A 23,652-nucleotide genomic window follows, 5' to 3' on the forward strand; every position below is an offset into this window, starting at 1 on the left:
GGTTGCACCCGAATCTGACCCGCGCCGCGCTTCTCGCCTATATTGACTGAGGGCAGTTGCCGTCAGCAGAGGGAGTAGTGGCGATGAGCGAGGATCTGGAGGACGATGAAAGCGTGCGCAATCACCCGCGCTACGCCCAGATGTTTCCGGTGCTCCGCGACACCGAGCTCCAACGCGTACGGCGCTTCGGCACGCTGACTCACCATGCCGCCGGCGAGTACCTGTATCGCGCCGGTAACCTGTGTCCGGGCGTGTTCGTGCTGCTACAGGGCAAGGTGCGCATCATTGGCCGCGACGGGCTCGGTCACGAACGCATCGTCCATACCTATACGCAGCGCGGCGAATTCACGTCGGACGTCACGCAGCTGTCGAGCAAGCCTGCCGTGGTCGACGCGCTGGTGATCGAGGACGTGCAGGCCCTGCTGCTGCGGCCGGACGAACTGAGTGCGTTGATGATCAGCGAGGCCGATGTCGGCGAGACGCTGATGCGCGCGCTGATCTTGCGCCGCGTGCTGGTGATCGAGCGCGGTCACGGCGTGATCCTGGTCGGTTCGGGCGACGATGCCCGGTTGCAGGCGTTGCAGAACTTCCTGCGCCGCAATGCGTTTCCGTACGTGACACTCGACGCCACGCACGAGGCCGAAGCCATCGCCTTGCTCGCGCGGCTGACGCCGGCGCCCGACGATTTTCCGATCGTGGTGTGCCCGGATGGGTCCGTGATGCGCAATCCCGATCCGGGTCAGCTCGCATCGTGCCTCGGCCTGATTCCTGAATTCGACGCCACCCATCTCTACGACGTGGCGGTGGTGGGCGCCGGTCCCGCCGGGCTGGCCACCGCCGTTTATGCGGCCTCCGAGGGCCTGTCCGTCGCGGTATTCGACTGCCGCGCGCCGGGCGGCCAGGCCGGTACGAGCGCGCGCATCGAGAACTACCTCGGCTTTCCCACCGGCATCACGGGCCATGCGCTGGCCGGACGCGCTTTCGTGCAGGCACAGAAATTCGGCGCGCATATCGGTATCCCGTGCGAAGTCAACGCGCTGCATTGCAGCCGCTCTCCACTCGGCCTTTCGTTCGACGATGGTGGACAGATCCAGGCGCGCACGGTGGTCATCGCCAGCGGCGCCGAGTACCGGCGTCCCGCCGTGGCGGACCTCGAACGCTTCGAGGGCAATGGCGTCTACTACTGGGCCACACCGATCGAGGCGCGGCTATGCCGCTCGGAACCGGTGCTGCTGATTGGCGGCGGCAACTCGGCCGGTCAGGCCGTGGTGTTCCTCTCAGCCCATGCCGAACATGTGCACATGTTCATTCGCGGCGGCGACCTCGAGCAAAGCATGTCGCGCTATCTCGTCGAACGCGTGCGCGCGCTGCCTAACGTGACGCTCCATACGGGCGTCGAGCTCACGTCCCTCGAAGGCACCGCGCGGCTCGAACGCGTGCATTATCGCGGCACCGGTGGCATGGAGGGCAGCATGACCACGCACCATCTGTTCGTGTTTATCGGCGCGGATCCGAATACCGATTGGCTGCGGCCCAGCGGCGTGCTGCTCGACGACAAGGGCTTTGTGCTGACCGACTCCAGTCTGCCCGCGTTCGCCACACCGGGACGGCCCCCGCTGCTGTTGCAGACCAGCATGGAGGGCGTGTTTGCGATTGGTGACGTACGTTCGGGCTCGACCAAGCGCGTGGCGTCCGCGGTCGGCGAAGGCGCGGCAGTGGTGGCGCAGCTGCATCGCTTCCTCGCATGGCAGCGCGAGGAAGCGAAGAAGATCTGACCCACGCGCGTTTCAGCTGCCGAGCAGTGCGACCACTTCATCCGTGGTCCACAATCCATTCGCGATAAAGCGGAAGTTGATCAGCGCGGCGAGATAGCCGTCGCCTTCGGGGACCTTCGGTCCGGCGATCGCGTCGCGCACCACGCCGACCTCGAAGCCCTGCTCCAGCAGGTCGCGCAGATGCGACTCCACGCACAGATTGGCGGCCATGCCGGTCAGAATCACCTGATCGACATGACGCTTGCGTAGTTGCAGCGTCAGATCGTTGACCTGCGGCCCGTACAGCTTGTGGGTCGAGCAGATGATGGTCTTGCCGTCTTCGATAAAAGGCTTCAGTTCGGGCAGAAAGTCCGCGCCCGAGTCGCGGAAGCCCTCGAGCGTCAGCGCACCGGGGCGATTGAACATACCGAGCGCGTGCTGCAAGACTTCGCCCGGCCCCTGGAACGCCCCTTCGTGATCATGCGGATAGTAGTAATGTGGCGACACGGCGACCGGTAGCCCGGCGGCCTTGGCCGCCTGAAACAGGCGCGCGAGGTTCGGGACAAGGTTTTGCTCGGTCACGCTCTCACCCACCACCGGCCACGCGGCGCCTTGCGGGCTCATAAAGTCGATCTGCGGATCGATGACGACCAGCGCCGCGCGCTTCGGGTCGAGCTTCATCGTGTGCTTGGGCAGCGCGGCGTCGGCGGGGTCGGCGTACTGAGGCAAGGGTTGAGGCAAGGACGTGGTCTGGCACATGGTGGTTCTCCGGGGATAAAAAACCGATCTATATATAGATGACCGGTCATCTTGCTACAAGGCAAAAAAAGACGAGCAATACGCTCGTCACTGTGAGGTGAATGGATCAGGCCAGCAGTTTCGGCAGCACCAGCCGTTCGAAGCGCAGGTACGGCTCGCGATTGCGCTGCACTTTCGCGCGCAGCACGGCCCCCTCCCACGCTTCGATCAACACGCCCGCGAGATCGCGTGCGCGTTCGCCCGCACCGATATGCGAGAGCGCGGCCAGGCACTCGGCCAACGCGTCTTCCCAGCGCTGGAACAATTGCATCAGGCGGCGGCGCGCATCATCGCTTTCGGTAGCGAGCTCGAGCGAGAGGTTGCCGACCAGGCAGCCCTGCGCGAAGTTATGCTGGCCATGGTCGTCAGCCAGCGCGCGGAAAAAGCGCGCCAGCCGCGTGGCCGGCGCTTGCGACGTATCGCGTAACAGCGGGAAGTGCCGCGCCTCGATGCCGAGCCAATATTGCTCGAGCAGTTCGATGGCGAACGCTTCCTTGCTGTCGAAGTAGTTGTAGAACGAGCCCTTGGGCACCCCCGCCGCGGCCGTGATGTCCTGCACGCCCGAGCCGTTGAAGCCACGGCTGTGAATGACCTGGCCGCCGGTGGCAAGCAACCGGGCGCGCACGTCGGGGTTCGGGGGTCTGGGCATGGCAGCAATCTTCCGGCAGGGAAGGCGGGTGGGTGACGATAGTTAGCAAGATAGTCGGTCATCTATCTAAAGTCAACCCCGCCCCAGCTCCGCTCCCCTGCCCTCGGCGGGCTAACGCCCGGTAAAGCGTGCCGGCCGCCGCTCGATAAAGTGCGCCACGCCCTCGGTAAAGTCTTCGCTCTGGATGCTTTCGAACATCTCGGCATTGGCCACGCGGGTGGCGTCCGCCAGCGATTGGAACGGTTGCTCCCACAGTTGGCGCTTGATCACGCCGATCGAGCGCGGCGACACGTTCTCGGCGAGATCGTCCGCATAGGCGATGGTCTCGTTCAGCAATGCATCGGCTTCGTACACGCGGTCGACCAGACCCATGCGCAGCGCTTCGTCGGCGAGGACCTTGCGCGCCGAGTACAAGAGATCCGCGGCATGACCGGGACCGACCACGCGCGGCAGCAGCCAGCCGATGCCGTGCTCGGCAATCAGGCCGCGGCGCGCGAACGCTGTGCTGAACGCGGCGTTTGCGCTGGCAAAGCGCATATCGCTATAGAGCGCGAACACCAGACCCAACCCGGCCGCCGCACCGTTGATCGCGGAGATCACGGGCTTGCGCAGCGCGGGGAAGTAACCATAACGCGTCTGGTAGTCCGCGCGCCGGTTCATGTCGAACGGCCGCATCCAGCGCGCCGCGCGGATATCGTCGGGCGGCAGGATCTCCAGCGCGTTGATATCCATGCCGGCGCAGAAGCCCTTGCCCGCGCCGGTGAGCACCACCACGCGCACCTCTTCCTCGCGGTCGAGCGCTTCCATGGCGTCGCGCAACTCGGTTTCCATCACCTGCGTCAGCGCGTTGAGCTTGTCCGGGCGATTCAGCGTGACGATCGCCACGCGGCCGCTGCGGCCGGCCAGCGTGACCGTCAGTTCTTCATACTTTCGTTGATTCATGATTCGATTCCTGTGTCGTGTGCGGGGCCACTGCGAGGCAACTCAAGGCGACTGCACCGCGCGTGGTTCGACGAATTCTTCAAGGCCGAAGACGCCGCCCTCGCGTCCCATACCGGACAAGCCAAACCCACCGAACGGTGCGGCTGGATTGAAGCGCGCGCCGTTGACATCGACCTGTCCCGCACGTAGCGCGTCGGCAACTTCGGCGCCGGTGGCGTCGTCGGCGGCCCACACGGTCGCTGCCAGCCCATACGGCGTGCCATTGGCGAGGGCAATCGCCTCCTCCACCGTGTCGTAGCACTGCACCGCCAGCACGGGGCCGAATACCTCTTCATTGGCGAGGCGGCTGTCCGGCGCTACGTTGCCGTAGACCGTGGGCGCCACGAAGAAGCCGCGCGCCGGCACCGGTGCATCGGGGCCGCCCGCGATGCGATCGAAGCCCGCGCGTTCGGCCTCCGCCAGATGCACGCGTACGCGCTCACGCTGCGTAGCCGAAAGCAGCGGGCCAATACGCGTGGCGGCATCGGCGGGATCGCCGAGCGTCATCGCTGCCGCAGCCTGCTCGAGCAGCGCGCGGCATTCGGGATACGCTTCGCGCGCCACGATCAATCGGGTGGTCGCGCTACAGGTCTGCCCTGAGTTGAGGAAGCACGAGGCCACGGTCGCCTTGACCGCCTTTTGCAGATCGGCACCGGGCAGCACCACCGCCGCGGACTTGCCACCGAGCTCCATCGACACGCGCTTCATATCGCCAGCCGCGCTTGCCGCGACCTTGCGGCCCACTGCCGTCGAGCCCGTGAACGACACCATCCGCACGTCGGGATGCGCCACCAGCGCGGTGCCGAGTGCGGCACCGCCTGAAACGATATTGAGCACGCCGGCCGGCAGGCGCGCGGCCTCGCAGGCTTCGATCAAATGCAGTGTGGCGGCCGGCGCGAGTTCCGACGGCTTCAGTACGACCGTGCAGCCCGCCAGCAGCGCCGGTGCGATCTTGCCCGTGATCTGATGCAGCGGATAGTTCCACGGCGTGATCGCCGCGACCACGCCAACGGGCACCATCGTCACGCGGGAATGACCGACGTGTCGCACGAACTCGAAGGTTTCTGCCAGCGCCGCCGTGGCACGCCATGCCGCGATCGGCGCATCCACCTGAATCCGGCGCGACAGCTTGAGCGGCATGCCGACTTCGCGCGAAATATCCTGCGCGAGATCGGCGGCGCGCGCTTCCAGCGCATCGGCGATGGCCAGCAGATATTGCGCACGCTTGCCGGCACCGAGTGCCTGCCAGTCAAGCGCGGCCCGCGTGGCGGCGCGTACGGCGGCATCGGCGTCGCTGGCATTGCCCAACTTCACGTCCACACGCGGCGCCTCGGTGGCGGCATCGAGCACGCGCACGATGTCTTCATTGCCGATCGTACGGCGCGCACCATCGATATAGTGTTCAGATAAAAGCTTCACTGCGACTCCCTGTTTTGCCTGGTATTGCGTTGTTCCAGAAACTGCGCCATGACGCGCTGCGGTTCCCCATCGGCATAGCATTCGAGCTGCGCGCGAATGCCGTTCACGCAGGCTTCGTCGAAGCCCGGCTGCGTCATCGCGCGCAGGCGCTGCCGGGATAGCCGCACCGCAGTGGGCGGCAGCCTGGCGAGGCTGCGAGCACGATCCAGCGCGGCCGGCATCAATTCCGCCTCCGTGTGCAGCGCGGTGACCAGGCCCATTTCGTAGGCACGCTGGCCGCTGACCAGCTCCCCCGACAGCGACATCTGCACGTTATGCGTGTGCCCGACGTGCAGCGTCATCAGATACGAGCCGACGATGCTGGCCAGACCGGCCTTGACCTCCGGCTGGCCCCAGCGGCTCTCGGGCGTCGTCAGCCTGAAATCCGCGCACAGTGCCACCTGAAAACCGGCCCCCGCCGCCACGCCGCGCGCGGCGACCACGCATGGCTTGTCGAGATCGCGCACGGCCTGGTACATCGCCCGCTGCCGTTCGAGCCATGGCACCAGTTGCTGCCATGTCACCTCGGCCGCTTCATCGAGGTCCTGCCCCGCGCAGAACGCGCGTTCGCCCGCACCAGTCAGCACCAGTGCGCGCACGTCGGCATCGGCGTTGAGGGTGCGCAGTGCATCGATCAGCGCGCTGCGCAGCGCGCCGTTCACGGCGTTCATGCGCGTGGGACGGTTCAGCGTGACGATGGCAAGATCGCCATCGCGCTCGATGCGCACGACCTGTGTGTCGTCGCTCATGTCTGTTCCTCCAGCTGGACGACCGCATCGACGGCGATCACGCCCTCGCCCGCGGCCATCACCATCAATGGGTTGATATCGACCGAGCGCACTGCGGAGCGATGGCGCAACGCCCAGTCGCCCAGCGCGACTGCGGCGGTGGCCAGTGCGTCGAGATCAAGCGCCGGGACGTCGCGATAGCCTGTGAACAGCGGCGCGATACGCAGGCGCGCGCACGCGGCCTTGACGTCGTCGGCCGTGAATGGGGCAAGCAAGGTCACGATGTCCTTGCGCAATTCCAGCAGCGTGCCGCCCTCGCCGATCATCACAAGCGGGCCGAAGGTGGGGTCCACCGACACGCCCAGCGCGAACTCGTGCCGGCCCTTGACCATTTGCGCCACTACGATCTGCGGCGCTTCCACCTCGAGCTTGCGTAGCGTGGCCAGGCAGGCGCGCGCGGCTTCCGCGACGTCGGCGGCGGACGTCAGGCGCAGATGAACGAGGCCGTGTTCGCTCTTGTGCGGCACGGCCGCCGCACAGCCTTTGACGACTACCGCGCCGGTGCCGGCCGCAGTCAATGCCTCGAACGCGGCCACCGCCTCTTCCGCGCTTGCACATAGCCGGTAAGGCACGGCAGGCACGCCCGCCTCGGCCAGCAGCGCCAGACTCCGCGCCTCGTCCTGCAAACCCCGGCCTTCAAGGGGCTGTGCGACCGGCGCGGGAGACATGTCCCTCGCCCGCGCGGCGCGCTGGCGATGCGCGGCATACTGCGCGAGCGCGGCTACGGCATCGGCTTCGGTCACGAATGTCGGTACGCCATGGCGCGTGAACACGTCACGCACGCTCTGCTGCGGCGCGCTGGCGACCAGCGGCTTGCGATGCGCGGCACTGAACGCCGCCGCATCGCGCGCCAGCGCTTCCACATCATAGCCCGGACCCGCCACGGGAATGCCGACCATCACCATGTCTGCCTGCGGATCGGCGCCGAGCGCGTTGAGCACGCGCGGAAACATATCGCCCTTGCCGAGCAGCGCGGCGGTCATATCGAGCGGATTGTTCGCGGTGCCGAAGTCGGGCAGGATCGCCGCGAGGGCGTGCAACGTGTCCGGCTGCAGTTCCGACAGTGGCAAGGCATGGCGCTCGGCCAGATCGGCCGCCATCACGCCCACCGCGCCGCTATGGCTCATCACCACCGTGCGGCCTTGTGCCGGCGCATGGTCCTGCAGATACAGCGGCACCGCGCGCACCATCTCGCCGATATCGCGGGCACGCCAGATGCCATGCGCGGCCAGAAACGCGTCGATCGCCGCGTCGTTGCCAACCAGTGCGCCCGTATGCGACGCCGCGGCCTGCGCGCCGCGCGCGCTGTTGCCGGCCTTGATCGCCACGATGCTGGCGCCACGCGCGCGCGCCGTCGCCGCGGCGAGGGCCAGTTCGTCGGGATTGGAGATCGATTCGAGGTACACCAGAATCAGCCGCACCTCGGGATCGGCCGCCACCGCGGCGGCAATGGCGCACGCATCGAGGTCGGCGTCGTTGCCGGTGGCCACGAGGTAACGCACGCCATAACCGGCCTGCCGCAACAACGCATACGGCATGACGCTGGCCGCGCCGCTCTGGCTGATGATCGCGATCGGGCCGTCCTGCGGCGCCACTTCCATAAACATCGTCGAGAAGTTCAGCACCGCACCGGTGGCGAAGTTCGCGGTGCCCTGCGCGTTCGGGCCAACCAGTCGCATGCCACGTGTGTTGGCGAGGCGCACAAGCTCCTGCTGGCGCTCGCGGCCGGCCGCGCCGGTCTCCGCAAACCCCGATGCCATGATCACGGCCGCCTTGACACCTGCGTCCGCACACAGGCGCACCTGTTCGAGCGTGGCGTCGCCGGAAACCGCGATGATCGCAGCGTCGGGCGTCTTGCCGCTGGCGACAAGATCCGTGAGGCTGGCGTATGCAGGCAGGCCCTGGATGACATCGCGCCCAGGATTGACCGGCAGGATGTCGCCCCGGTACCCGAACGCGCGCATGTAATGAATCGGGCGACCACCGACCTTGTTGGGATTGTCCGAGGCGCCGATCACGGCGACCGAGGCTGGATGGAACAACGCATCCATAGCAGCTTCCATGGCGTCGTGCAGCGGCGAAAGCGTGGCGTCAGTCAACGGTCGCTCCCGACGCCTTGACCACCGGGCCCCATTTGGCCGCATCGTGCTGGATCAGCCTGGCGAAATCGGCAGGCGTGCCCGGCAACGGACGTGCACCGAGCGCGGCCAGTTGAGTCTGCACATCGGCTTGCGCCAGCACGGTCTGCAATTCGGTATTGAGCCGGCGAATGGCGTCGGGCGGCGTGCCCTTCGGTGCCGACAGGCCGAACCAGATCGTCACGTCAAAGCCGGGCAGGCCCGCTTCCGCAACCGTCGGCACCTTCGGCAACGCTTCCGAACGGGTAGCACCGGTGACGCCGAGCGCGCGCACCTTGCCGCTGCTGATGTACTGCACCTGGCTCGACACGGTGTCGAACATCATCGAGATGCGGCCACCTAGCAGGTCCGTGAACGCCGCGGCCGAGCCCTTGTACGGCACGTGCACGACATCGATGCCGGCCATCGACTTGAACAATTCACCCGACAGATGGTTGGAGCTGCCATTGCCGGCCGAGCCAAACGTCAGCGTGCCGGGCTTCTGCTTCGCGAGCGCGATCAGCTCCTTCACGTTATTGGCCGGCGAATTGTTCGGCACCACCAGCACGTTGACCGTGGCGGCCACCGAGCCCACCGCGTCGAACGCCTTGACCGGATCGACCTTGAGCGCGCGATACAGCGACGGGTTGATCGCCATCGTGCCCGTGGTCGAGAAGAACAGCGTGTAGCCGTCCGGCGCGGACTGCGCGACGGCCTCGGTGGCAATGGTGCCGCCTGCGCCGCCGCGGTTGTCGACCACCACGGGCTGGCCGAGTTGTTGCGACAGATGCTGGCCGATCAGGCGGGCCATCGCGTCGGTGGGACCGCCAGCCGGAAACGGCACCACGAGGCGGATTGGTTTGGCGGGATAGGTACCGGAGGCGAACGCGCTACCGATGCTCATCGGCGCGACGGCACTCAGCACAAGAAATGGGGTCAGAAACGCGGCGCGCAGCGGTCGGCGCCATGCGCGAAGCAGGTGGGTAAAGCGCGGCATGTTGTCTCCATATCGTTTTGCCCTCTTCTATATGAGGGATGACGTCAGTGTATGGAGTCTTCCGCCAATGCAAAAGCGTACAATCCGCGATATCTGATATCGACTTTATGGATGTCTTCGCCATGAACCTCAAGCAACTCGAAACGGTCGCGCTGGTGGCTGAACTTGGCTCGCTGTCGCGGGCGGCGCGCGCGCTGGGCATTGCGCAATCGCTGGTCAGCCGGGCCATTGCGCAGATCGAGAGCGAATGGGGCGACCGGCTGTTCGAGCGCACCGGCCGGGGCGTGGTGCTGTCGGAGTTCGGCCAGCGGATCGTGCCGCATGTGCGGCTGCTGCTCGATCAGTCGGCGCGGCTGCAGGACGAGGTGAAGGATGCGGCGGGGATACCGGTCGGGCTGGTGAAGATCGGCGTGTTGCCGTCGATGGCGCCGCGTCTGGTGCCGGCCTTGTTCGAGGATTTACGTGCGCAGGCGCCCGGCGTGCGGCTGCATGTGGCGGAGGGTTTCAGTGGGCAACTCGACGAGGCGCTGGAATCGGGGCGTATCGATCTGGCGCTGATCAATCGTTATGGCCCGGGTCCGCGGCAGGATGAAGATGTGTTGGCGCAGGTGCCGACTTACCTGATCTGCACGCCCTCGCATGCGTTCGCGCGGTTGACGCAGTTGCCGTTTCGCAAGCTCGATCGCATCCCGCTGGTGCTGCCGCCCTCGCCCAATGGCTTTCGTTCGATTCTGGATCAACACGCGCGCCGGCTCGGCATCACGCTCGATGTGGCATTGGAGGTCGAGTCACTGAGCACGATGAAGGAGGTGGCGCTGTCAGGCTGCGCGCTGACGATCCTGCCGAGGCTCGCCGTGGCGCAGGATATGGAGGCGGGACGGCTGGCGGCGGTGGAGATCGTGGAGCCGCGCATGCCGCGCGGTATTGCGATGGGCGTCACGCGCCATCATCCGCTCTCGCGTGCGGCGCGGCTGGTGCTGTCACGGCTCCATGATCTGGTGCCGCGCGTGGCCAGCGGCGCGCTGTGAGGTGTCGTTAAATGGCGCCGCTAGAAAGCGCCGTTAAATCGCGGCGCGGCGGGCCTGCCGCCATACGACGCCACGATCGAGGACCCATACCGCCAGCATCGTGGCACCCATCATCGGGAAGATCGCGCCCAGCACGCCGAGCCCGATCACCCATGCACGCATCGGTGGGATTGCCGCCGGATGTTTCGGCGCGGCCAGCGCGCGTGCGGGCCGGCGCTTCCACCACATCACGAAACCACTGATTGCCAGGGTCATCAGGCCTAGCGAAATCGCCGCGCAGATGATCTGGTTGGCCATGCCGAAGTAACGGCCCATATGCAGCGAGGTGCCGTACGATACTGCGCGCGCGACCGCGCCGTAATCGTCGTAGGAGATATCGCGCACCACGCGGCCATCGTGCGGGTCGATATGCAGCGTGCGTTCGGCCTTGGGATCGGCGGGGAAACACGATACGGTGTAGACCGCATCGGGCTTGGTCGGCAGGGCCACCTGGCAGCCACTGCCCGCGCCGCGTGCGGCGGCGATTTGCGTGACCTGATCGAGCGTCAGCGTGGCGGGCTGGCCGCTGCCGTTGGGCACCGCCGTGAGGCCGGTGGCCCATGGCACTTCCGAGAACGGCAGCGATTCCATGGTGTGGCCGGCGTGGCCAGTGCCAGTGCCGGCGGCACTGCCGCCAGTGTGCGCGGCATGGTCCATATGGCCAGCGTGATTCCCTTGCTGCGCGGGGGCACCCGCCTGCGCAGCCGGCGCGGCCGCATGCCCATCATGCCCTCCGCCCGTGGCCGGCCGACCCAGATTGGCCTTGGTCGCGAGCGCCTTGAACTGCTGGCCCCACGACGCGGTCCACGGCAGGCCCGACAGCACAAATGCCAGCGCGCCGATCGCAAGCCATGCGCCCAGTACGATATGCAATTCCTTCCACCACCCGCGCTTGCCGGCCGCCTGCCCCATCTTCAACGCCGCGGCACCGCTCGCGCGCCAGCGCGGCCACCACATCGCGGTGCCCGTGGCCAGCATCACAAGCACCCAGCATCCGGCCAGCTCCATCAGCAACTCACCCGGCTTGCCGACCAGCAACGCGCGATGCAGCATGCGCACCTGCTTCATCAATCGATCTTCCACGCTCAGCGTGCCAAGCCGCTCGCCCGTGTACGGATTCAGGTAGACGCTCTCGCTCTGGCCCGGCCCCATGCGAAACACAAACTCCGCGCTCGCGCGCGGATTGTCATTGACCGTATAGGTCGTCGCCACGGCACCAGCCGGCGCGTGCGAGCGGGCGCGCTCGAGCAAGGTCTGCGCCGGCAGACGCTGCCCTGCCGGTTCCACTCGCAGCAGTTGCGGATAGAGCAGCGGTTCGATCTGTGGCTGGAAACAGTAGATCGTGCCGGTAATGGCAAGCACGATCAGGAAGGGCATGACAAACAGCCCGGCATAGAAATGCCAGCGCCACAACATGCGATAGGCGGAGGATGAGGTGGTGGACGAGGCCAAGGTCGCCGGAATGTCGGAGGACACGTGATGGGAGGCAGGAATAGTTGACGGAAGAATACTTCTTTTCCTCACGAATTTCGACGCGCCAGAATGTCGCAGATGTGCCTCAATGGTGGCCAGCGAAAACCCGTGAGCGACCCACACACCGCACCGACCGCATAACCGCATGCGAAAACCGTCGTTCCGCTTTGGTGCGCGGCCCCCGACAATGACCCGCTTTCGCGCCGGCTTTCCGCATGTCCCGCCAGATCCGCCTTAACGCCTTTACGATGAACTGCGTGGTCCACCTTGCCCCCGGGCAATGGACCGCGGAGAACGACCGGTCCGTTGACTACCTCAAGACCGGCCACTGGGTCGAACTCGCCAGGCTGCTCGAGCGCGGGTTGTTCGACAGCCTGTTTCTCGGCGATATCACCGGAATCTACGACGTTGCCGGTGGTTCGCCCGAGATCGCACTGCGTACCGCCGCGCAGGTGCCGATGAACGATCCCGCGCCGCTGATCCCGTTGCTGGCCCATGCCACGGAGCATCTCGGCTTTGGCGTAACGCTGTCGGTCTCCTACGAACACCCCTATCTGCTAGCCCGCCGCCTGACCACGCTCGATCACCTGAGCGAAGGTCGCGTGGCGTGGAATATCGTCACGTCGTATCTGGACAGCGGCGCACGCAGCCTCGGCCGCGATGCGCTGGCCGCGCACGATGCGCGCTACGACCGCGCCGACGAGTACCTCGACGTGTGCTACGCGCTATGGGAAGGCAGCTGGGAAGACGGTGCCGTGGTGCGCGATCGCACGACTGGTGTCTATGCCGACCCCGCACGTATCCATCCGGTACAGCACGCCGGAGAACATCTGCGCACCGATGGCGTATTCCAGTGCGAACCGTCACCACAACGCACGCCGCTGCTGTTTCAGGCCGGCGGCTCCGATCGCGGCACACGCTTTGCGGCGCGTCACGCGGAGTGCATCTTCGTCGGCGCGCCCACGGCGGCGGGCCTGCGGCGCACGGTCGATCGACTGCGCGAAGCGCTGCGGCAGGAAGGCCGTGATCCCGCTTCCGTACGCATCTTTGCGATGTTCACGGTGATCGTCGACGAGACCGAGGCGCTCGCCCAGGCCCGCCACGACGCCTACCGCGCGCGCGTGAGCTATGACGGCGCGCTGGCACTGCTGTCGGGCTGGACCGGCATCGACCTGAGCCGCTACGCGCCCGACGACACGCTCGCGTACGTCGATACCAATGCGGGCCAGTCCGCGCTGGCATCGTTCAGCAAGCTCGACCCCAGCCGCACATGGACCGTGCGCGACGCGGTGGAATTCGTCGGCATTGGTGGCCGCGGCGGCGTGGCGGTGGGCGATGCGCGTCAGGTCGCGGACACGCTGCAGGCGTGGATGGACGAGACCGGCATCGATGGTTTCAACCTCGCCTCGGTGGAAATGCCGCGTACGTTCGAGGACATCGTCACGCACCTCGTGCCCGAACTGCAGCGGCGCGGTGTGTACAAGACCGCGTACGAGCCGGGCACGCTGCGCGAGAAGCTTGGCGGTGAAAGTGCACGCCTGCAGGCTCCGCATGTCGGCGCCGCATTCCGCCACCAGAACGATGGCCACGAAAGCGATCTTCGCGCCAACGACAACCCCGCATCCTGAATTTTTCCGGAGTTCCCATGCCTCGTGTACCCGAGTTGTCCCCCGACACGTTCGATAGCAGCCGTCGCGCGCTGTTCGATGCCTTCACCGGCAACGGCCATCATTTCGCCGACCAGTTCTCCGTGCTCGCGCACGTCGGGCCCGCAGTCGATCATCTGCCGCAGATGCTGCTGGAGCTCAAGGCGCGCAACGCCGTACCGCACCGCTTTATCGAGATTGCCATCGTGGTGGTGTCGCTGCTCAACGACTGCGAGTACTGCGTGAGCAATCATGCGCCGCGACTCGCGGTGGAAGGCGTCAGCGAAGCCGGCGCGCGCCGGCTGCTCGAGTATGCCGATCACCCCGAACTGTCCGAGGTGGACAAGCTCGTGGTCGAGTACGCGATCGCCGTCACGCAGCAGCCGCAACGCATCCGCGACAACGCCTTCGCGCGGCTGCGCGCGCATTTCACGGAAGCGCAGATCGTCGAGCTGACGCTGCGCATCGCGCTGTGTGGCTTCTTCAATCGTTTCAATCAGGCTCTGCAGATCGGCGAAGACGCTACTGCCGTGCATCCCACCTGAGCGCCTGAGCGTCTTCCACCACCGTCCAAGAAGAAATATCCATGTCACGTCTCGCCTCGGCCCAGCGCCGGGCCCTGCTGCGCGCCATTGGCGCCGGCACGGCTGCTGCCTCCCTGTCCCAATTCTCGTCCCTCGCCCGCGCGCAGGACAATGGCCCCATCCGCATCGGCATTCTCGCGCCGCTCAGCGGTGGCGGCGGTGCTTATGGCGCCGGCATGGTCAACGCGGCACGCAAGGCGGCCGAGTACATCAACACGCAGGGTGGTGGCGTGCTGGGTGGCCGTCGTATCGAGATCCTGGTCGAGGACGACGAGAGCAACCCGACCGCCGGCGTGGCCGCCGCGCGCAAGTTGCTCGATGTGTCGAAGGTCAGCGCGATCGTCGGCGTGTGGAGCAGCGCGGTGGCAATGGCCGTCAAGCCGCTGAGCATCGAGCGCGGCATTCCGCTGCTGGTCACCGGCTCGGGCGACGAAGTCACGCAGGGCGACAACAAGGGGCTGGTGTGGCGCTTTCAGGCGCGCGGCAGCGACTGGGGCGCGGTGTTCGCGCACGCGGCACTCAAGGATGGCGCGCGCAAGGCCTCGCTGCTGGTGCTGCAGACACCGTTCACGCTGAGCATGGTCGATCCGTTCGTCAATGCGTTCCGCAAGGGCGGCGGCGAGATTCTCGATACCGTGTATTACAACCCGAACCAGCCGTCGTATCGCGCCGAGGTGGAGAAGGTGTTCGGCCGCCAGCCGCAGGCAGTGTTCGTCCCTAGCTATCTGCCGGACCTGTCCGCGATCGCGCGCGAAGTTTATCGCGGCGGCTTCAGCGATACGCGCATCTACGCAAATTCGTCGTCGGCCGATGCGGAAGGCGCGTTTATCAAGAACGTGGGCAAGCAGGTGGCCGAAGGCATTCACCATATCCAGTCGATCCCGCCCGCATCTTCCACGGCGTACCGCACATTCGCGAAGGAAGCCGGCATCCCGGCCGGCACACTGGCGATCTTCCCATCCAACGTGTGGGACGAGATCTCGGTGCTGGCACTGGCCATCGAACGTGCCGGCAGCGCGGACCCGAAGGTGTTTGCCAAGGCGATTCCGACGGTCGTCAACGGCCCCGGCTCCGCCGTGGAAAACCCCGTCGATGGCCTCAAGGCGCTACGCGCCAGGCAGACCATCGCCTACAGCGGTGCGGGTTCGCAGTTCCGCTTTACGCCGACCGGCGATCAACTCAATCGTGAGTATGGGCACTTCGTGATCCGCAACGGCGCCAATCAACTCGTCGATACGCTGCGGTGATGTCGCAATCGTTCGCGCTCTCGGCTGACTCACTGCGTGTGGCCTTTGGTGGCCTGGTTGCGCTCGACGGCGTCTCGCTGCGGCTCGCGCCGGGTCGCATCACCGGCATCATTGGCCCCAATGGCGCGGGCAAGTCCACGCTGTTCAGCGTACTCGCGGGCACGCTGCGGCCCGATAGCGGCCGCGTGCTGCTCGGCGCGGACGATATCACCAGGCTGCCGGTGCACCGCCGCGCGCGCCGTGGGGTGGCACGCACGTTCCAGCTCGCGCGCGAGCTCGACAGTCTGACCGTGCTGGAAAACCTGCTGCTGGCCACGCCCGATCACCCGGGCGAACGCCTGTGGCCACTCGCGTTTGCGCGCGGACGCGTGCGCCGGGCCGAGCGCGAAGCCACCGAACGCGCCATGGCCCTGCTCGACCGCGCGCGCTTGCAGCGGCTGGCCAACTCGCCTGCGGGCGCGCTATCCGGCGGGCAGAAGAAGCTGCTGGAACTGTGCCGCGCATTGATGGCGGATCCCGATATCGTGCTGCTCGACGAGCCCGCCGCCGGCGTCAACCCGGTACTGGTGGAATCGCTGGGACAGTTCATCCTCGATCTGCGCGACGAGGGCAAGACGTTTGCATTGGTCGAACACAATATGGACCTGATTGCCGCGTTGAGCGATCACGTCTGTGTGCTGGCGCAGGGCGCCATCCTGACCGAAGGCTCGTTTGCCGAAGTCACCGAGGATCCGCGCGTACGGGCGGCCTATCTTGGTGGCGAGCTGGCGCGCGAGCCAGTGGGAGCCGCGGCATGAGCGCACCGCTGATTCTGCAAGGCGTTACGGCTGGCTATCACGGCAAGGCGATCGTCCATAACGTGTCGCTCGAAGTGCCCGCTGGTGGCGCGCTGACCGTGATTGGCCCCAATGGCTCGGGCAAATCCACCTTACTCAAGAGCGTGGTCGGCCTCGTGTCGCTGATGGCCGGCGGCATGCGGCTCGGCGAGCGCGAGATCGGCCGGCTCGATGCCCCGGCGCGCACGCGGCTCGGGCTGGCCTACGTACCGCAGGAACGCAATGTATTCCCGAATCTCAGCGTGGCCGACAATCTGCGGCTCGGCTGGGAAACGCTGCATGGCCGAGGCGGCGCGCGAGAAAGCGCACGCCGCGACGAGGTACTGGCACTGTTCCCCGAGATCGCCGACCGGCTCGCCACACCGGCTGGCCTGCTCAGCGGCGGCCAGCGGCAGATGGCCGCGATGGCTTCGGCGTTGATGCAAGGCCCGTCGCTGCTGGTGCTCGACGAGCCGTCGGCCGGACTATCGCCGCGCAATGCCTCACTGCTGTTCGATCGCATCGCGGATATTCGCGCCACCGGCATCACGTTGCTGATGATCGAGCAGAACGTACAGCTTGGCCTGCGCGTGGCCGACCATGGCGTGGTGCTCGTCAATGGCGAGATCCGTCTGCGCGCGAGCGCCGACCATCTGGTGCACCACGCGGACCTGCCGGCTTTGTTCTTTGGCCACGCCCCTGCCCTGTCTTCATGATCGATACGCTTCAGATTCTGTTCAACGGCTTGGTGTCCGGGCTGCTGGTCGCCCTGCCCGCGCTGGCGCTTGCCTTGACCTTCAGCGTGCTGCGCTTCGCCAATTTCGCGATCGGCGCGATGCTGACCGCGGGCGCGTATGCCATCTATGCGTTCAATGCCGGACTGGGCTGGCCGCTGCTGCCGTCGGCGCTCGCGGGTATCGTGCTCGGCGGTGGCGTAGCGATGCTCGTCGATCGGCTGGTCTATCGGCCGCTGCGCGAGCGCTCGCCAGTGACGTTGCTGGTGGCGAGCATGGGCGTCGCCTTCGTGCTCGAGAACCTTGTGCGCTTTATCGCCGGCAATGCGCCGGTCGGCTATGCGGTGGATCCCGCGCGGCCGTTGCGATTTGCCGGCCTGCGCGTGAACCACGAACAACTGCTGATCGTTGGCATTGGCATCGCCAGCCTGGCGCTGGTCTGGATCGTGTTCCGCTTTACCGCGCTAGGCCGCGCCATGCGCGCCGTCGCTGATAACGCGCCGTTGGCGGCCGCACGCGGCATTGTCGCCAATCGCGTGATCGGTGCCACGTGGTTTATCGCCGGCGCGCTCGCGACCACCGCGGGCATGCTGATCGGCCTCGACTCGACGCTCGACCCGCAGATGGGCTGGAACTATGTGATCCAGGTGTTCGCCGCCGCGATTCTCGGTGGCATCTCGCATCCGATGGCGGCGGTCGCGGGCGCGCTCGTGCTTGGCGTCAGCGCCGAGCTATCGACGCTCGTGATCGCCCCGCATTACCGCCCGCTGGTGGCGTTCGCCGTGCTCACCGTCCTGTTGCTCATCCGCCCGTGGGGCATCTTCGGCACCGCCCGCCTCGCCAAATGACTAGCTACCTGTTCTCGATTCTCGTGCTGGTGTCCATCGCCGGCATCGCCGCGCTCGCGCTGAACCTGCAGTGGGGGCTGACCGGCATGGTCAACTTCGGGCTGTTCGGTTTCTACATGCTCGCGGCGTACGTGTATGCGCAGGTGGCGGCGACCGGTGCCTCGCCATGGCTCGCGCTCGCAGCCTCGATTGCGCTGACCGGTGTGGCCGGCGCGCTCACGAGCCTGATCTCGCTACGCCTGGCCGATGACTACCTCGCCATCGTCACGCTTGGCTTTGCCGAATGCTTGCGGCTCGTTGCGATCCACGAAGAGTGGCTCACGCGCGGCAGTCTCGGCATTGCGAGTATCGTTCGACCGGTCGCCGGCGATGGTGCATTTCTCAACCTGTGTCTGGTGGCGTTGCTGCTGAGTTTCGGATTATTGGAGGTGATCGCCCGCGCGCCGCTGGGACGTGCCGCGCGCGCATTGCGCGACGACCCGCTCGTGGCGGCCACCACCGGCAAGGACGTGATGTGGCTGCGCGTGAAGCTATTTGGCATTGGCGCGGCCATTACGGGTGTAGCGGGCGCGCTGCATGCCAGCTACTACCAGTACATCGATCCGACGCAGTTCGGGCCGATCATCACCGCCTATGCGTTCATGGGGGTGATCATTGGCGGCCGCGGCAGCAATCGCGGGGTGATCGTCAGTGCGTTCACGGTGATCCTGCTGCTCGAGGGCACCCGCTTTCTCAACGATCACGTCGGCTGGCTCACGCCGGCGCAGCTGGCGGCCTTGCGGCTGATCCTGATTGGTGTGGGCCTGATTCTGGCGTTGATCTATCGTCCGCAGGGGCTGGTGCCTGAGTATCGGCTGAAGGTGCGGGTCCCCGCCCCAGTCGAAGGCTGACCGCCCTCCCTGCCAGCCGCATTCGCGCCGACCCGCCCGGCTTGGCCGTTAATTGAGCAATTTACGATTGACGAAGCCGCGGAAGATCGCGGCTTTCGTGGGGCTTAGCGCGCCGTACCGGGCTTGCAGCTCTCGATCTTCCCCGTTACGCGGCCGGCGCTCATCAGCGGATGCCACTCATCCGCGCTGCGCAGCTCGACCGTCGTGCCGGCGCGCGCCTGGCGCAGACTGACCAGATGGAAGTACTTCGATTCGGCCTGCCCGCCGTCGGCAATGCGGATATCCACCTTGCCGGGTTCCGGATACGCGATCACGGTGGCATCTTCCCGCAGCCAGGTCTTGAGGCAGACCACGAGGTCGCTCACGCTCGCATCGGAATGGATGACCTTGGGGTCGCGCGCTTCGATCACCGCGGGGCCGCTGGCGGCACAGGCGACCAGCAAGGGGGTGGCAAGGGTGGCAATGCAGAAAGTCCGGATACCGCTCATGAAGTCTCCCGTCGAGGTTCGAATGGATCGGGCGACATGATATGACATCGCGCGCACTGGAGGCTTTCGAACGAATAACAACCACGAGAAACGTTCGTGTGCGGTGACAGGCGTGCGCGGCTTGTATCGCAATGTAAATGGCGTGCGCGCGAGCGACATTTTCATACAACGCGATGCGTTCCACGAAATAGCTGAGATACAGGTTGGCGTTTAAATGGATCCAACGAGACAGCAGCATCTTACGGGCACCGATGGAATAGAAGGCCCACTGCAAACGTCTTACGGCACACCATCACGAAAAAGGAACGCATCATGAAACGCCTCGCCCTCTCCACGCTCGCCGCAACGTTGCTCTTCTCGGCCTTTGCCGTCAGCGCTCAGACGACTACGCCAGTGACCCCCGCACAATTGACCACGCGCCCCTATATCGACGCGGATCTGGACGCGTATGTGAAGTCCGGCCTCTCGCAACTGAACCGCGGCGACGGCTCGCCGTTCGTGTTCGGCGGGGAATACGAGCGCCGCCAGGCGCTGTACCAGAAGCTCCGCGCGGAGAACTTCGCGAAGCTGCAACAGCAGCAGGCACAAGGGTAAATTCTCCCCCTGGCCTGCGCCGATGTCGCTGCTAGCGCGAGATGCGGTGCACCTCGTTGTTGAGTCCGTCGCTGAACGTCACGATGTACTCGGTGGCACGTGCATCGGCCTCGCCGTCGAGTGCACCGCCCACCTGCGCTACCGCGATCGGAACCATTCGACCGTCGACCCGCGCCCAGGCGCTTGACCACGGATAGCGCCGTGCGTCCCACTGCAGGCGCAACGTGCGTCCGTCGATGCGATAGCTGCCCCATGCCGTGCGCACGGCGGCGGCGTCCGGCGCGGTCGCCGCGGGCACGGTGACACCCGATTCCGGCGCGGCGAGCATCGTGGCCAGCGTTTTGCCCTCGTGCACCACGCGTACCGATTCGATACCACGCATGGCCGGAATGGTCGCACTGAACACCGTCGAGTGGCCCGGCATGGCGTGGTCGACGCGGGCAAGCTGCAGCGCGAATCTGTAGGTACCGGTGGACGCGCGCACCTCGAGTTCGGCAGATCCCCGCGGTGCCGATGCGATCAGTGGTACCGTCTCGGACGCGACGGGCATGGCCACCAGTGGATCCAACCGCGCCGTCCCGTTGTTGTCATTGATGGCTCCGGAGACATGGATGGCCATCGTCGCGGAGTCGGCGCAGGCCGATGCCTCGCATGCCACGGCACCCGGTGCCACAGGCGCCAGGAATGCGCTCGACGGTCTGATCTGGGCAGGCATCAGGGACAACACTCCCGCGTAGGTATAGTCCGCGATCGACATCGGCTGGTTATACGACATGATGTCGTGGTAAGCCAGCGGGTTGAACAGCCCACTGCGGGTGAAGCGCCATGGCCCGCCCGCGAGCGCTCCTTCCTCGAACGGCTGCGTCGCACGCACACCATTTCGCCAGTACGGGAAGCGGGGATCTTCCCAGGTGTGATCACGCCCAAGGTTGTGACCCAGCTCGTGCATCATCACGTTTTCGGGGTGATCGCCCGTCGCGGAAATCCATTGCGCGGGCATCACCGCCGAGCGGCCGGGCATAAACGCCAACCCACTTCCCAATGTTGGAGAGAACCCGACGAAGAAATCGCTGAACGCGCCCGCACTTGCCACGCGCTCTTTTTCCAGCGCCATGAGCCATTCCTCTTCATTGCCCAAGAACGGTTTTCCCGCTAGCCTGACTTGCCTTGGGTGCCTGACGAACTGCACATCGGAGAGCGGGAACTGCTCTCGCAAAGCGCGCTCCAGCACTGCGAAGTCAGGCGCGATAGGCCTGGTGCCATCGGGAACCAGATTGACCACATGCACACGCATGAAGGTGCGCGGGTGAATACCCGTGCCGGCCATGTACGAGACGCGGCTGACCTTGGATGGGGAGCGCCGATCATGGGCCTCGACGCCCAGTTTGAACCCGCGTTGCATCCACGAGCTATCGAGCTCCAGCGTGTAATTGTTGGCAAAGTCATTTGCCGCTACGGCTCCGGCGCCGAGCATAGCGGGGCCTTTCATCTCGAACCAGCGCGTTCCGCTGAAATCGTTGGCAACGCCAAGTCGAACCCTGGGCCACAGCTTTCCCGCACCTGGCGCGCCTTTCAGCCGCACCGTTACCAGCGTTGGTTTACCGGAAACAAGCCGCATATACGGATACTTCTGCCCCCGGCCGACCGAATAGAGATGCGTTTGCCCGATTTGCACATCGTCGATCGTCAGCGGTAGCGAAGGCTTCCTTACCGCCACATGCCCCGCTGAATAGCTGCGCTTGCGTGCGTCCCATAGTTCGATCGCGCCGTCGCTTGCATCCTCCGGGACGACGACATCGAGCCACGTGCCGTCGCTCGCGGCATCGCTCACCGTCGCGTTGGTGCCCGTCATATCAACCTGGGTCACCCGCTGCAGTCCGCGACCGGAAATGCGCACCACGTCGCCGGCCTCCACATCGGATTTGTCCATCGATGTCACCGTGGGTACCGCTTCGAGCGTCAGGGATGTGGAAGCTGCCGCCTTCGCGCCATCTTCGCGGACGGCCTCGACAGTGCCAGTTACGTCAGCATCGAGGTCATTGCGTGGGAGTTCGAAGGTGATACCCGTAGCCGACTCGAACTTGGCATTGAACAACTCATTGCCCCATCGCACTTTGGTGTCGCGCGTGAAGCCACTGCCGCGCAACGCGATGACATCTCCCTCGCGTGCAATCGCCGGCTCGAACGCGTCGACGCGCAACGGCACCGATGCGGGCACGCCGGGCAATGTCGGTGCGGAAAGACTGGCTGCTGGTGGCGGCGGCGCGGCCGGACCGTCGTCGCCTCCACAACCCTGCAACAGAAATATAACCAGCGCGACAACATTGCAACCCCTGCGCCCGGCTGTGTAACTTCCACTCATGTACATCTCTCACCCATTGAAAAGGGCACATGATGAGATCCGGCATGAGCTTGCGCGGCGGTGTTGAGGAAACTTTGGCATTGCGCCGATCGACCGCGCAGCAGTGTTACTTCTTCTGCTTCGGCTCGGTCAGCGTGCCGCCTTCCTTGAGGCACGTCGAGGCCGGCTTGACGATGACGCCCTTGCCCTTGCAGTCGTTCAGGCCCGCGCAGTCATTGCTGGCGGTGGCGCACAGGCTTTCGCCCTTGCACGCGTTCACGCCGTAGCAACGGCCTGGCGCGTCTTTCTTGTCGGCCGCGTGGGCCGGCGCGGCGCCGGCGGACAGCGATGCCAGCGCGACGAGCGCGGCGGCGGTGGCAAGGGTGGCACGGGCGGTCTTGGTCATGGACATATCGGTAACTCTCTGAGTCGGTTCAATAGTTTGTTGCTTAGTTTGCGGATTACTTCGCGCTGCGCGCAGCTTCTTCAATAACCAGCGCGACGGCTTCCGGCTGCGATACCTGCACCGCGTGGCTGGCCTTGATCTCGGTGACCTTGGCGCCCGCGCGCTGATACATCCAGCGTTGCAGGTCGGGGTTCACGACGCGGTCTTCGGTCGCGACGATGCCGTAGCTCGGCTTGTTGCGCCATGCGGCAGTCCACACGTTGGCGTTGTACGCGGCCGAGGTAATCGGCACCTGCGACGCGGCCATGAAGTCCGTGCGATTGGTGGTCAGGTCGCCCGCGTAGTCCGCGTTGAACGTCGCCGGATCGATCGACAGATGACCGTCGCGCGTCGACTTGAGCGCGGCGCCGGCGGCCGGCATCGATGCCACCAGCTGGGCCATACCCTCGCCCACATCGGGCTGCAGCGCCGCCACATAGACCAGCGCCTTGACCTTGTCGCGCGCGCCGGCTTCGGTAATCACTTCACCGCCGTAACCATGGCCCACGAGCACGACTGGACCGAGCTGCAGGCTCACGCGCTCGCGCACGATCGTGATGTCATCGCCGAGCGTGGCGTGCGGCAGTTGCACGACGCTGACGTTGTAGCCCTTGTGAATCAGAATGTCGTGCACCACGCGCCAGCCGGAACCGTCCACGAATGCATCGTGCACGAGCACGATGTTCTTCGCGCCGGGGATTGCGGGGGTGGCGGAAGCAGCGGGAGTCGTCGGGGCAGCATGGGCCGTTGTATAGCCGAGCGCCGGAATGACCAGTGCCGCCGCGGTGGCGAGCATCGGGATGAATCGCATTGAATTGTCTCCAGCAGTTGCCAAAGGGGTAATGGAAGCTTGCGGGACGTATTTGAGGCGATGGATGTGTCGAGCGCGTAACCGTTGTGCACGCGTTCTGTCATGGCGTGTATCCGGACCGTGGGGC

The 23,652-nt window shown here is 65.8% G+C and carries 22 protein-coding genes; 10 read left to right on the forward strand and 12 right to left on the reverse strand.

Annotated features, from left to right (window positions below):
* Positions 1-83: 83 nt before the first annotated feature.
* Positions 84-1,775 (forward strand): FAD-dependent oxidoreductase, encoded by a 1,692-nt coding sequence (locus tag LDO41_RS06385; protein ID WP_223983384.1) that lies wholly within the window; start codon positions 84-86, stop codon positions 1,773-1,775.
* 12 nt (positions 1,776-1,787) lie between these two features.
* On the opposite strand, the gene LDO41_RS06390 is transcribed toward LDO41_RS06385, so the two are convergent.
* The 7 genes from LDO41_RS06390 to LDO41_RS06420 form a co-directional block, all read right to left on the reverse strand.
* Complete coding sequence (locus LDO41_RS06390) at positions 1,788-2,513, reverse strand: cysteine hydrolase family protein (protein WP_223983387.1); 726 nt, start codon at positions 2,511-2,513, stop codon at positions 1,788-1,790.
* Positions 2,514-2,619: 106 nt separating this feature from the next.
* Entirely contained in the window at positions 2,620-3,201 is a 582-nt protein-coding gene (locus LDO41_RS06395) for a TetR/AcrR family transcriptional regulator (RefSeq protein ID WP_223983391.1), read from the reverse strand.
* Positions 3,202-3,312: 111 nt separating this feature from the next.
* A complete protein-coding gene (locus tag LDO41_RS06400; protein ID WP_223983394.1) occupies positions 3,313-4,143 on the reverse strand; it encodes an enoyl-CoA hydratase in 831 nt (276 codons plus the stop codon).
* 42 nt (positions 4,144-4,185) lie between these two features.
* Complete coding sequence (locus LDO41_RS06405) at positions 4,186-5,601, reverse strand: aldehyde dehydrogenase family protein (RefSeq protein WP_223983397.1); 1,416 nt, start codon at positions 5,599-5,601, stop codon at positions 4,186-4,188.
* Positions 5,598-6,389 (reverse strand): enoyl-CoA hydratase/isomerase family protein, encoded by a 792-nt coding sequence (locus LDO41_RS06410; protein WP_223983399.1) that lies wholly within the window; start codon positions 6,387-6,389, stop codon positions 5,598-5,600. Before LDO41_RS06410 ends, LDO41_RS06405 begins: the two co-directional genes overlap by 4 nt.
* Positions 6,386-8,527, reverse strand: coding sequence for an acetate--CoA ligase family protein (locus tag LDO41_RS06415; RefSeq protein ID WP_318036275.1), 2,142 nt, complete (start codon positions 8,525-8,527; stop codon positions 6,386-6,388). Before LDO41_RS06415 ends, LDO41_RS06410 begins: the two co-directional genes overlap by 4 nt.
* On the reverse strand, positions 8,520-9,542 hold the full coding sequence (locus LDO41_RS06420; RefSeq protein WP_223983401.1) for a Bug family tripartite tricarboxylate transporter substrate binding protein: 1,023 nt from the start codon (positions 9,540-9,542) through the stop codon (positions 8,520-8,522). The genes LDO41_RS06415 and LDO41_RS06420 overlap by 8 nt, the downstream gene beginning before the upstream one ends.
* Positions 9,543-9,664: 122 nt before the next feature.
* On the opposite strand from LDO41_RS06420, the gene LDO41_RS06425 reads away from it, so the two are divergent.
* Complete coding sequence (locus tag LDO41_RS06425) at positions 9,665-10,570, forward strand: LysR family transcriptional regulator (protein WP_223983403.1); 906 nt, start codon at positions 9,665-9,667, stop codon at positions 10,568-10,570.
* 33 nt (positions 10,571-10,603) lie between these two features.
* Here LDO41_RS06425 and LDO41_RS06430 read toward each other — a convergent pair whose 3' ends face one another.
* Positions 10,604-12,025 (reverse strand): PepSY-associated TM helix domain-containing protein, encoded by a 1,422-nt coding sequence (locus tag LDO41_RS06430; protein WP_223984265.1) that lies wholly within the window; start codon positions 12,023-12,025, stop codon positions 10,604-10,606.
* A 272-nt stretch (positions 12,026-12,297) separates the two neighbouring features.
* Here LDO41_RS06430 and LDO41_RS06435 point away from each other — a divergent pair, with 272 nt between their 5' ends.
* The 7 genes from LDO41_RS06435 to LDO41_RS06465 are packed head-to-tail and all read left to right on the forward strand — an operon-like array spanning position 12,298 to position 18,846.
* The gene (locus tag LDO41_RS06435; RefSeq protein WP_223983405.1) at positions 12,298-13,710 is read left to right on the forward strand and encodes an LLM class flavin-dependent oxidoreductase; all 1,413 of its coding nucleotides are present in this window, start codon (positions 12,298-12,300) and stop codon (positions 13,708-13,710) included.
* 17 nt (positions 13,711-13,727) lie between these two features.
* Entirely contained in the window at positions 13,728-14,273 is a 546-nt protein-coding gene (locus tag LDO41_RS06440; protein ID WP_223983407.1) for a carboxymuconolactone decarboxylase family protein, read from the forward strand.
* A 41-nt stretch (positions 14,274-14,314) separates the two neighbouring features.
* Entirely contained in the window at positions 14,315-15,559 is a 1,245-nt protein-coding gene (locus tag LDO41_RS06445) for an ABC transporter substrate-binding protein (protein ID WP_223983409.1), read from the forward strand.
* Positions 15,559-16,356, forward strand: a complete 798-nt coding sequence (locus LDO41_RS06450) for an ABC transporter ATP-binding protein (protein ID WP_223983411.1) — start codon at positions 15,559-15,561, stop codon at positions 16,354-16,356. Before LDO41_RS06445 ends, LDO41_RS06450 begins: the two co-directional genes overlap by 1 nt.
* The gene (locus tag LDO41_RS06455) at positions 16,353-17,090 is read left to right on the forward strand and encodes an ABC transporter ATP-binding protein (protein WP_223983414.1); all 738 of its coding nucleotides are present in this window, start codon (positions 16,353-16,355) and stop codon (positions 17,088-17,090) included. The genes LDO41_RS06450 and LDO41_RS06455 overlap by 4 nt, the downstream gene beginning before the upstream one ends.
* Positions 17,087-17,956 (forward strand): branched-chain amino acid ABC transporter permease, encoded by an 870-nt coding sequence (locus tag LDO41_RS06460; RefSeq protein ID WP_223983417.1) that lies wholly within the window; start codon positions 17,087-17,089, stop codon positions 17,954-17,956. Before LDO41_RS06455 ends, LDO41_RS06460 begins: the two co-directional genes overlap by 4 nt.
* Positions 17,953-18,846, forward strand: coding sequence for a branched-chain amino acid ABC transporter permease (locus LDO41_RS06465; protein ID WP_223983418.1), 894 nt, complete (start codon positions 17,953-17,955; stop codon positions 18,844-18,846). The genes LDO41_RS06460 and LDO41_RS06465 overlap by 4 nt, the downstream gene beginning before the upstream one ends.
* A 104-nt stretch (positions 18,847-18,950) precedes the next feature.
* Here the strand turns inward: LDO41_RS06465 and LDO41_RS06470 are convergent, their stop codons facing one another.
* On the reverse strand, positions 18,951-19,334 hold the full coding sequence (locus LDO41_RS06470; protein WP_223983420.1) for a hypothetical protein: 384 nt from the start codon (positions 19,332-19,334) through the stop codon (positions 18,951-18,953).
* Between the two features lie 312 nt (positions 19,335-19,646).
* On the opposite strand from LDO41_RS06470, the gene LDO41_RS06475 reads away from it, so the two are divergent.
* Positions 19,647-19,928 (forward strand): hypothetical protein, encoded by a 282-nt coding sequence (locus tag LDO41_RS06475; RefSeq protein ID WP_223983422.1) that lies wholly within the window; start codon positions 19,647-19,649, stop codon positions 19,926-19,928.
* Positions 19,929-19,959: 31 nt separating this feature from the next.
* On the opposite strand, the gene LDO41_RS06480 is transcribed toward LDO41_RS06475, so the two are convergent.
* From LDO41_RS06480 to LDO41_RS06490, 3 genes are all read right to left on the reverse strand, one after another.
* Positions 19,960-22,227 (reverse strand): zinc metalloprotease, encoded by a 2,268-nt coding sequence (locus LDO41_RS06480; RefSeq protein ID WP_223983424.1) that lies wholly within the window; start codon positions 22,225-22,227, stop codon positions 19,960-19,962.
* Positions 22,228-22,396: 169 nt separating this feature from the next.
* A complete protein-coding gene (gene bufA2, locus LDO41_RS06485; RefSeq protein WP_223983426.1) occupies positions 22,397-22,675 on the reverse strand; it encodes a BufA2 family periplasmic bufferin-type metallophore in 279 nt (92 codons plus the stop codon).
* 55 nt (positions 22,676-22,730) lie between these two features.
* Positions 22,731-23,525 carry an alpha/beta fold hydrolase gene (locus tag LDO41_RS06490; RefSeq protein WP_223983428.1) on the reverse strand — a complete coding sequence of 265 codons (795 nt, stop codon included), beginning with the start codon at positions 23,523-23,525 and terminating at the stop codon, positions 22,731-22,733.
* Positions 23,526-23,652: the final 127 nt, after the last annotated feature.

Origin of the sequence: Cupriavidus pampae (assembly GCF_914271485.1) — a bacterium.
Taxonomy (GTDB): Bacteria; Pseudomonadota; Gammaproteobacteria; order Burkholderiales; family Burkholderiaceae; genus Cupriavidus; species Cupriavidus pampae.

Bases quoted from the DNA above. Each gene is read 5' to 3' on its own strand.
- LDO41_RS06385 (WP_223983384.1), top strand. From the start codon at position 84: ATGAGCGAGGATCTGGAGGACGATGAAAGCGTGCGCAATCACCCGCGC.
- LDO41_RS06390 (WP_223983387.1), bottom strand. From the start codon at position 2,513: ATGTGCCAGACCACGTCCTTGCCTCAACCCTTGCCTCAGTACGCCGAC.
- LDO41_RS06395 (WP_223983391.1), bottom strand. From the start codon at position 3,201: ATGCCCAGACCCCCGAACCCCGACGTGCGCGCCCGGTTGCTTGCCACC.
- LDO41_RS06400 (WP_223983394.1), bottom strand. From the start codon at position 4,143: ATGAATCAACGAAAGTATGAAGAACTGACGGTCACGCTGGCCGGCCGC.
- LDO41_RS06410 (WP_223983399.1), bottom strand. From the start codon at position 6,389: ATGAGCGACGACACACAGGTCGTGCGCATCGAGCGCGATGGCGATCTT.
- LDO41_RS06420 (WP_223983401.1), bottom strand. From the start codon at position 9,542: ATGCCGCGCTTTACCCACCTGCTTCGCGCATGGCGCCGACCGCTGCGC.
- LDO41_RS06425 (WP_223983403.1), top strand. From the start codon at position 9,665: ATGAACCTCAAGCAACTCGAAACGGTCGCGCTGGTGGCTGAACTTGGC.
- LDO41_RS06430 (WP_223984265.1), bottom strand. From the start codon at position 12,025: ATGTTGTGGCGCTGGCATTTCTATGCCGGGCTGTTTGTCATGCCCTTC.
- LDO41_RS06435 (WP_223983405.1), top strand. From the start codon at position 12,298: ATGTCCCGCCAGATCCGCCTTAACGCCTTTACGATGAACTGCGTGGTC.
- LDO41_RS06440 (WP_223983407.1), top strand. From the start codon at position 13,728: ATGCCTCGTGTACCCGAGTTGTCCCCCGACACGTTCGATAGCAGCCGT.
- LDO41_RS06445 (WP_223983409.1), top strand. From the start codon at position 14,315: ATGTCACGTCTCGCCTCGGCCCAGCGCCGGGCCCTGCTGCGCGCCATT.
- LDO41_RS06450 (WP_223983411.1), top strand. From the start codon at position 15,559: ATGTCGCAATCGTTCGCGCTCTCGGCTGACTCACTGCGTGTGGCCTTT.
- LDO41_RS06455 (WP_223983414.1), top strand. From the start codon at position 16,353: ATGAGCGCACCGCTGATTCTGCAAGGCGTTACGGCTGGCTATCACGGC.
- LDO41_RS06460 (WP_223983417.1), top strand. From the start codon at position 17,087: ATGATCGATACGCTTCAGATTCTGTTCAACGGCTTGGTGTCCGGGCTG.
- LDO41_RS06465 (WP_223983418.1), top strand. From the start codon at position 17,953: ATGACTAGCTACCTGTTCTCGATTCTCGTGCTGGTGTCCATCGCCGGC.
- LDO41_RS06470 (WP_223983420.1), bottom strand. From the start codon at position 19,334: ATGAGCGGTATCCGGACTTTCTGCATTGCCACCCTTGCCACCCCCTTG.
- LDO41_RS06475 (WP_223983422.1), top strand. From the start codon at position 19,647: ATGAAACGCCTCGCCCTCTCCACGCTCGCCGCAACGTTGCTCTTCTCG.
- bufA2 (WP_223983426.1), bottom strand. From the start codon at position 22,675: ATGACCAAGACCGCCCGTGCCACCCTTGCCACCGCCGCCGCGCTCGTC.
- LDO41_RS06490 (WP_223983428.1), bottom strand. From the start codon at position 23,525: ATGCGATTCATCCCGATGCTCGCCACCGCGGCGGCACTGGTCATTCCG.